General features: G+C 71.8%; 7 protein-coding genes. 3 read left to right on the top strand and 4 right to left on the bottom strand.

Annotated elements, in window-relative coordinates:
• Window positions 1–65: 65 nt before the first annotated feature.
• The 3 genes from LN042_RS20855 to LN042_RS20845 form a co-directional block, all read right to left on the bottom strand.
• Window positions 66–830 carry an SDR family oxidoreductase gene (locus LN042_RS20855; RefSeq protein ID WP_230052800.1) on the bottom strand — a complete coding sequence of 255 codons (765 nt, stop codon included), beginning with the start codon at window positions 828–830 and terminating at the stop codon, window positions 66–68.
• Window positions 831–1686: 856 nt separating this feature from the next.
• On the bottom strand, window positions 1687–1965 hold the full coding sequence (locus LN042_RS20850) for a type II toxin-antitoxin system RelE family toxin (protein WP_230052799.1): 279 nt from the start codon (window positions 1963–1965) through the stop codon (window positions 1687–1689).
• Window positions 1966–1971: 6 nt separating this feature from the next.
• Window positions 1972–2253, bottom strand: a complete 282-nt coding sequence (locus LN042_RS20845) for a type II toxin-antitoxin system Phd/YefM family antitoxin (RefSeq protein WP_230052798.1) — start codon at window positions 2251–2253, stop codon at window positions 1972–1974.
• A 583-nt stretch (window positions 2254–2836) separates the two neighbouring features.
• On the opposite strand from LN042_RS20845, the gene LN042_RS20840 reads away from it, so the two are divergent.
• Window positions 2837–3472 (top strand): hypothetical protein, encoded by a 636-nt coding sequence (locus tag LN042_RS20840; RefSeq protein ID WP_230052797.1) that lies wholly within the window; start codon window positions 2837–2839, stop codon window positions 3470–3472.
• Window positions 3473–3862: 390 nt separating this feature from the next.
• Here the strand turns inward: LN042_RS20840 and LN042_RS20835 are convergent, their stop codons facing one another.
• A complete protein-coding gene (locus tag LN042_RS20835; RefSeq protein WP_230052796.1) occupies window positions 3863–4468 on the bottom strand; it encodes an alpha/beta hydrolase fold domain-containing protein in 606 nt (201 codons plus the stop codon).
• Between the two features lie 29 nt (window positions 4469–4497).
• On the opposite strand from LN042_RS20835, the gene LN042_RS20830 reads away from it, so the two are divergent.
• Together LN042_RS20830 and LN042_RS20825 are read left to right on the top strand one after the other, a co-directional pair.
• Window positions 4498–4650: a hypothetical protein gene (locus LN042_RS20830; RefSeq protein ID WP_230052795.1), complete on the top strand. Its 153-nt coding sequence runs from the start codon at window positions 4498–4500 to the stop codon at window positions 4648–4650.
• A gap of 192 nt (window positions 4651–4842) precedes the next feature.
• Complete coding sequence (locus LN042_RS20825) at window positions 4843–7281, top strand: helicase C-terminal domain-containing protein (protein ID WP_230052794.1); 2439 nt, start codon at window positions 4843–4845, stop codon at window positions 7279–7281.
• Window positions 7282–7367: the final 86 nt, after the last annotated feature.

Raw genomic sequence — 7367 nt, 5'->3', positions numbered from 1 at the left:
CCGGGCACGATAACCCGTCGCGCTGACCGGCCGTCACGGCTCGGGCAGGGCCACCATCCCTGCCACTACCAGGGCAGCGGGCCATCCTCGCCGAAGAAGCCGCCGGTCGGGCCGTCCGGGCCCAGGGTGGCCAGCCGCACGATGACGGCCGCACCCTGGGCAGCCGTCCGGGTCATTGCGAACCCGGCGCTCTGCAACTCCTTGGTCAGGTCGGTGTCACACGGGCCGGGCGTCACGGCGTTGACGAGGAAGCCGTGTTGGCCCAGCTCCTTGGCGTACTGCACGGTCAAGGCGTTGAGCGCGGACTTGGAGGCCGGGTAGGCAGCGGTTGCGGGCGCCTGGGCCAGGTAGCTCTCGGGGGAGCTCTGCGTGGTTAGCGAGCCCATGCCACTGGAGACGTTGACGATGCGTGGGGCGACCGAGCGGCGAAGCAGCGGGAGCAGCGCGTTGGTGACGGTCAGCACGCCGAAGACGTTGGTCTCGAAGATCCCGCGGACCAGGTCGAGGTCGGCGGCGCTGGGCCGGTGCCCCGGGTCCTCGGCCGTGCCGGCGTTGTTGACCAGCACATCCAGCCGCCCGAACCGTTCGTCGATCCACCGGGCCGCCTGCCGCACGATCGCCGGGTCGGTGACGTCCAGCGTGACCGGGTGGGCGTCGGCCCCGGTGGCCCGGATCTCGTCGGCGGCAGCCTTTCCGCGCTCGGGGGCGCGGGCGCCCACCACCACGGTCAGCCCGCGCTCGGCCAGTTGGAGGGCGGTCTGGAAGCCGATGCCTTTGTTCGCCCCGGTCACCAGTGCCACCGCACCGGTCGGGCTCGCAGTCTCGATCATGCCGCCAGCCCATCACGCGACCCGCGCCACCGGCCAAGACCATGTCGGCATCGCAACGTCCGTCCTGGTATCGGCAGTGCTCAGCCCCGGAAGAGACCGTCCGCCGCACGGCTCCGGAGACCATCGGCACCCGGAAGAGCCTGCAGTGAGCTCTGCGCGGCTGTCCACTCGGTGCGGGACGGCTGCCCTGTGGGGGGACCACAGGGCAGCGCCACGTTCGGAGCAGATGGCCCAACAACCAGTGCGCGCTCGGGCTGGCGCAGTCGGTCGACCCTGCGCCACGCCTAGGGCCCATCCACTCGCCGCGTCCAGGAGGCCGGGTTGGTGAGAGCTGATCACCGGCAGCCGTGCCGACCAAAGCCGGCGTGTCGGCGACGGGGCGGCCAACGTCTGGTTGCAGTTCTGGTTGCATTCATCTCCGTCCAGCACCGTTCGGGCACAGCCGCCGAGCCGCTCCCCGGCAGGTCAGGACGCCTCCGACCGTTCCCGGACAGCCGGACGAACGTTTGGAAAGCGTGTTGGGGGCAACCCCTCGCGGGTTCGAACTCGTATCCTCCGCCTGCACGAAGGCCCGGACCGCTGAGCAGCCCGGGCCTTCGTCGTCGCTGGTCTCACTTGTGGTCTCGTCCGCACCTGCGTCAGGCTGCTGCTCCAGGAACTCGCGACCCGAGTCGGCAACATGCCTGGCGATCGCTCGCTTCACCTCATGATCCGCTGCTTGCTCGTGAACGCACTTGAGCTGCAAGTCCAGTGGGAAATCCGGTCTGACGCCCATGCAACCGGACTTTGACAGGCAGGTCCGATCCGACAGCCTTCCGACAGCGACCTCCGCCAGCGGCCTTCACACTGTCCACGCCTACAAGTTGCGGTAGACGTCCCGGCGGTTGGCGACAGTCAGGACCCACACGATGAGCCGGCCGTCTTCGACCGTGTACACGACCCGGTAGTCGCCCACCCGCAGACGCCAGCGTGCACTGTGCCCTTGAAGGGCCTTGATGTCGAAGGCCCCGGTATCACCATCGTCCAGCGCCCCCTGGAGTTCGGTGAGGCGATAGAGGATGCGCAGAGCATCTGGTCGCGGGATCTTGAGCACGTCCCGCTGGGCATGCGGGGTGAACCTCGTCACGTAACCCATGAGAGATCACGCGTGGTGAGCGCGGAGCAAGGCAGCCATCTCCTCCAGGGAGACCGACCCTTCCAAGCCCTCCGCCTCCGCGTCGTCGGCCAGGCGGTTCAGCCATGACTCCTCAGCAGCTTCCGCCAACCGGCTCAGACGGCGGTACTCGCGGATGTCGATCACCACGGCTTCTTCCTTGCCGCGCCGAGTGATGATCGTGGGAGTCTCATCCCGCCGTGCCCTATCGAGGACATCGGCCAGGTGACTCCGAACTTCGGCCATGGACTCAATCACCGGCTCACTCATGTTACAAATGTAGCAGATGTACATCTCATGCTCCGTGCCGCGGTGACCAGCTCCTCCCGCAGGCGAAGTGGCGCAGCGGTCCGACTGCAGTTCTGGTTGCATTCACTCCCGTTCAGCGCCCTTCAGTCCCAGGTCGAGGTGTTGCCTCGTCGCAGATCAGGACGTCTGCGACCGTCCCCGGATAGCCGGACGAACAGTTGGAAAGCGTGTTGGGGGCAACCCCTCACGGGTTCGGATCTCGTATCCTCCGCCTTTGCCCGCCAGGGCAGTTGGCGGCCCCGACCGGTCGTTCGAGATCCCCTCGGCGGTCACGCATGCGCCCGGTTCACCACATCGACGTTCATCGCCTTGGGGTGGCCCAGGTGGACGCCCCTGCGACCTGTCGGACACGCCCCAGGCAATGGGTCGGTCGACAAGTGGAGGACGTTCGTTGAGGGTCTGGATACGGTCTGCGGGCGTAGTGCCCGACCGGGCGCCCGCGGCCTCCGGTGCCCGGGCCGGCAGGTGGTGACGGGCCCGCCCACTATGATCACGCCGCCCGCAGCCGCGCGGCGCAGGCGAGGAACGATCACCAGGGGACGGGATGTCGCAGCACGACACCACTACGCCACAGGCGCCGGACGACAGCACCGGCACCCGACAGCGACGGATACGGCTGGGCGTGGCGGTCACCGGCGGGGCGACGGTGCTGGTCCTCGCAACCGGCTGGGCCCTGGCCGGCCACACCCCGGCGCATGCCGGGTCAGCGGTCGCCGTCCCGGGCGCCCCGACTACGGTCTCCGCTCCGGCGGCCAACCCCACCGCCACCGCGCCGAGCCCCTCCGCCAGTCCGGCGAGCGCGGTCCCGAGCCAGTCCGGCCCAGCGCCCACCCCCTCCCAGCCGCCGAGCCCTGCGCAAACCACACGCGCGACGCCCGTGGCGAGCCAGTCCCTCCTCGCGAGTAGCCGGCACACCACGGCACCCCCGCAACCGGCGCACACCAGCTCGCACGGCGGCGTGCTGACGCCCGCGCAGGCGGCAATGATCCCCCCTGGCAACAACGACGACCGGCCAGAGGGCAACACCCCGCAGCCCAACTGCAACTGCACCATCGTGCTGCCGCCGACCCCGCCCGGCCCCACCTGCGGCACGCCCACCAACCCGTGCCACATTCCGGCCATCCCGCCGACCACGCCGCACGCGGCGCCGCCGGTGGCACCCACACCCGGGCATAGCTGACGACAACGCCGGGGGCGGCCTGGCTCGCACAGGCCGCCCGAACCATCGGGTGGCGGGGCGGGCACGCCGCCGCCAGGCCCCACGGAGTGAAGCAGGCCCCGCACGAACTCCGGCACGACAAGCAGAGGAGGCGGGCAGAGAAGGCGGGCAGAGAAGGGGGTACGGTCGGGTCCGGAAGCGTCGCCGGGCGCCTCGCAGCCGGTGACGTGAGCACCGCCGATGCTTCCGGCCTCTCTCCAGCCGGCGCGGCCGGGTGACGCCACATCACCTACCCGAGCGACCCGCACGACGATCAACGAAGACGTCGAAAGTCGAGTGGCTCGTGGTGCCGTCTTTCAGTGCACGGCCCGGAGCCGCCCAGCCTGCTGCCCGGCCAGGCGGCTGCGAGGTTCACCGGGCTGACGTGGCCGCCGTGGCGGGACTGTGGACGTGCTGCGTGAGGAAGAGGGCTGCCCGGTCCAGCGCTCGGTCGGCCTCGTCGAGAACGCCGGCGAAGGCCTGGAACACGTGGGGTACGTCGGCGGTGATGTCGAGGATGACGTCCACTCCGGCTGCGCGGGCGCGGGCGGCCATGCGGGTGGAGTCGTCCAGGAGCACTTCGTTGGTGCCCGCCTGGAGGAGCATCGGCGGGAAGCCCGTCAGGTCGGCCAGGACGGCGGGGCTGAGCGCGGGCTGGTGCGGGTCGGCTCCCGCCAGGTACATGGCTCCGGTGTGTCCCAGGCTCTCGCGGGTGAAGAACGGGTCGATGCCCGCCTTGGTGTCCATGCTCTCGCCCGTCCGGGTGGCGTCGAGGCCGGGGGAGAAGGCCACGATGGCGGCGGGCATGGGGAGTCCGGCGTCGCGCGCGGCGAGGCAGGTGGTGATGGTGAGGCCGCCGCCGGCGGAGTCCCCGGCGAACGCGATGGTCGAAGGGTCCTCGCCGCCGTCGAGGAGGGCGCGGTAGGCGCTCAGGCTGTCTTCGATGGCGGCCGAACCCGTCCGATCGCCGGTCGTCACTGCTGGCCCTCACGGACGACGGCCTGCAGTTGGTCAACGCGGCAGAAGGAAGCTTCGCCGAGCGGTTGGCCGAGCTGATCCCGGAGGCGCTCAAGGCGTCCCCCGTCACGGCCGCCGCGCAGACCCTCTCGGAGCTGCGTTCCCACCTGGAACGCGACCAGATCGGCACGCCAACAGGTTGACGGGACTTCGCAACCCGGTCGAACGGCAACGTCATGGTCAACAGGTCAACCCCGGAGCACCAGCGGGGCCCGCCCCGGACTGACACCTCTTGCCGTCCGCAGCGGGGGCCGCGGGCCGGGACGCGCTTGTGCTGCGCCATGCTTGACCAACCCGGCATTCGGCGCCGGGACAGGACGGCTCTACCCGGCGAGGTGTTTCCCATCAGCGCGAAGAGCGGATCGACCCTGGCCACGTGGCTGCGCGGTCTCGACGCACCTGAGTTGGCACGGCTCCTGGCCGCGCGCCCGGACACGGCGTCTGCTCCCGAGCCGCGGTCCGTCGGCGAACTGGCGGACCGCCTTCAGCGTCCGGCGTCGGTGGCGCTCGCACTGCCCCAGCTCGCGCTGCCGTACCTACAGGTCGCGGAGGCCCTCGTCGCCCTGGGGCCCGCAGCACGGGACGTCCTGGGAAGCCTCCTGGACGCGGCCGACGGGGACCGCGCCGGCGCCTTGGACGCCGTTCTGGGGGCGCTGGCCGACCACGGCCTCGTGTGGCCGGACGGCAACGGGCTGCTGCGCATGGCGGCACCCCTGCGGCAGGCATGGGACGCGCCGCTGGGGTTGGACGCGCCGCTGGCGCAGCTCCTGGCGGGCACCACCTCTGACGAGCTGGGCCGCATGCTGGCGGCCCTTGGCATCAAGCCTTCCGGCAACAGCAAGCAGCAGCGGCTGGTAGCGCTGATCGAGCATCACAGCGATCCGGCTCGGGTCACCGCGCTGGTGGCCAAGGCCCCCGCAGCTGCGCGGAACCTCCTTGAGCGGCAGGCGAGTCGGGCTCCGGAGCGATCGGGCTTCATGCTGTTCGGGGCTCCGCCGTCCGACTCGGGGCCGGGCGAACGGTGGGCGCTGGCACGGGGGTTGCTGATTCGGCAACGGCACCTGTACGGTCCGGCCCGCATGCCCGCGGAAGTGGCGCTCGCGCTGCGCGGCCCCGACTGGCACGCACCGTTCACGCCCGTCCCACCCGTCCCGCGATCGGTGCCCGTCACCGCTCCGGATGTCGAACGGGAGGCAGCGGCAGCCGCGATGGCGTTCGCCGCCCACGCCGCGTCCGTCGTCAGGGCGTGCGCGGCCACTCCCCCGGCTCGCCTGAAGGCCGGCGGGATCGGTGCCCGCGAGCTGTCCCGGATCGGCAAGGCGGCGCAGTGCGACGAGATCGTGCTCCGCCTGGCGTTGGAGACGGCGGGCGAGGCCGGGCTACTGGCCCGGGACGGCGACCGGGTGGCGGCGACCTCCGCCTACGACACGTGGGCCGAGGAGGAGCCGGCTGACCAACTCGCCGTACTGCTCCGGACTTGGTGGAGACTCCCGCTGACCCCTGGTGGGAGCCGCGACGAGGACGGGAAGGCCCTGCCGGCCCTCGCCGGGACACCCCCCTGCGGCGGCTGTGTCCAGGCCCGGCACGGGCTGCTCACGGCGGCCTCCCGGCTCCCGGCGGGTGAAGGCGCGGCAGACCCGCGGGATCTGGGGCCGCTGATCGTGTGGCACCGTCCGCTCGTCGACGAACTCGCCCAGGACGCCACACCGTTCGCCACCCTGATCCGTGAGGCGGAACTGCTCGGCGTCCTCGCCCTCGGTGCCCTGTCACCGATCGGCGCCGCGCTGCTCGCCGATGACTCCCGGGCGCTGGTGGGCGCCTGCCGGCAACTGCTGCCCGCCGCCAGCGGGACCGCCCGGTTCGGCAGTGATCTCACGGCCGTGGTCACCGGGACGCCGTCGACGGCCCTGGCCACGCTGCTGGATTCCGTCGCGAACCGGGAGACCAGCGGTGCGGCGTCCGTGTGGCGGTTCAGCCCGGGATCCGTCCGCCGCGCGCTGGACGCGGGCCTCACCTCCGAGGCCATTGCGGCCGACCTGGCCGCCGTCGCCGTCGAACCGCTCCCGCAACCGCTCTCGTACTTGATCCACGACACCGCGCGCAGCCACGGCCGGGTCCGCGTCGTCTCCGCGGCGTGCGTGATCCACGGGGAGGAACCGGCCCTGCTGGCCGAACTCGCTGCCCACCGCAAGCTCACCCAGCTCGGTCTGCGGCAACTGGCCCCGACCGTCCTGATCAGCCGGACCGCGCCGGACAAGACGCTCGCGGCGCTGCGTTCCGCGGGCTACGCCCCCGTCGCCGAGAAGCCCGACGGCTCCGTCCGTGTCGAGCGGGCCGAGCGTCCCCGCGCGGCGACCCCGGTCCCGTCCCCGCGCCGACCCGGCGGCAGGTCCCGATCGCCGCAGGCGGACGTGCGCACCGCCGACGCCCGGGCGGCCGTCGACCTGAGCGCCCTCGCCGCCCGGCTGGTGGCCGGCCCGCAAGACGTCCCGGAGCCTGACCCACGGGACGGCCGCCCCTACGACAGCGACACCGAGGAGGTCATCGCCGGGTACGCCCGCAACCTGTCCTCCACCGACGTCCGCCAGCTGGCGCACGCGGTCACCGCTGGTCAGGCGATCACGATCGAGTACGTCGCCACCTCCGGCAGCGAGACCGTGCGCACCCTCAGTCGCCTCGATCTCGACCCGCCCTACCTCCGGGCCTGGTGCCATCTCCGCAACGACGAGCGCGTGTTCACCCTCTCCCGGATCCACGGGGTGATGCCCGCGTAGCCGGCGCCTTCGGCGATGCACGCCGAGTGCTTGCGCATGCCGGCCCCGCGGATCCCAGCCGCCCGCCCGGCATGATCAGCGCCTGC

Source organism: Kitasatospora humi (genome assembly GCF_020907985.1).
Taxonomy (GTDB): domain Bacteria; phylum Actinomycetota; class Actinomycetes; order Streptomycetales; family Streptomycetaceae; genus Kitasatospora; species Kitasatospora humi.
The sequence above is the reverse complement of the archived record's forward strand: the minus strand, read 5'-3'. Positions and strand labels throughout refer to the sequence as shown.